The sequence below is a fragment of the Oscillibacter valericigenes genome, assembly GCF_016902445.1.
Classification (GTDB): Bacteria; Bacillota; Clostridia; order Oscillospirales; family Oscillospiraceae; genus Oscillibacter; species Oscillibacter avistercoris.
This window is the reverse complement of the sequence record NZ_JACSNX010000059.1, coordinates 1-751: the sequence shown is the minus strand read 5'-3', so window position 1 is coordinate 751 and position 751 is coordinate 1. Positions and strand designations below refer to the sequence as shown.

Sequence of the window (751 nt, the reverse complement as noted above, 5' to 3'; positions counted from 1 at the left end):
TGGACGGCTATACGGAGAACCCCGGGGACCTGAGCTGGGGCGAGCTGGAGAAGCTGGGCGAGCTGACGGTGTATGACCGCACCAGCCTGACGGACGAGGAGGAGATCATCGCCCGCATCGCCGACGCGGAGGTGGTCCTCACCAACAAGACCCCCATCTCCCGCCGGACCATCGACGCCTGCCCCTCCATGCGCTTCATCGCCATGCTGGCCACCGGCTACAACGTGGTGGACGTGGCCTACGCAAAGGAAAAGGGCATCCCCGTTTCCAACGTGCCGGTGTACGGCACCCAGTCCGTCAGCCAGTTCGCCATCGCCCTGCTGCTGGAGATCTGCCACCACATCGGCTACCACGACGAGACGGTGAAGGCCGGCAAGTGGGAGCGCTGCGCCGACTGGTGCTACTGGGACTATCCGCTGATCGAACTGGCGGGCAAGACCTACGGCCTGCTGGGATGCGGGAACATCGGCGTCCACACGGCTGCCATCGCGTCGGCCCTGGGGATGCATGTCATCGCCTACGACACCCGGCAGCGGGAGGAGGCCCTGGCGCTGGGGGTGGAGTACGTGGAGCTGGACGACCTGTTCGCCCGGTCCGACGTGCTGGGGCTCCAGATGCCGCTGTTCCCCTTCAACACGGGGATCATCAACAAGGAGAACATCGCCAAGATGAAGGACGGGGTCATCATCATCAACAACAGCCGGGGGCAGATGGTGGTGGAGCAGGACCTGGCGGACGCCCTGAACAGCGG

1 protein-coding gene is annotated in these 751 nt (G+C 65.2%); it reads left to right on the top strand.

From position 1 onward, the window contains the following. The coding region (locus H9X91_RS14015; RefSeq protein ID WP_204805876.1) for an NAD(P)-dependent oxidoreductase at positions 1-751 on the top strand (751 nt) is incomplete at both ends.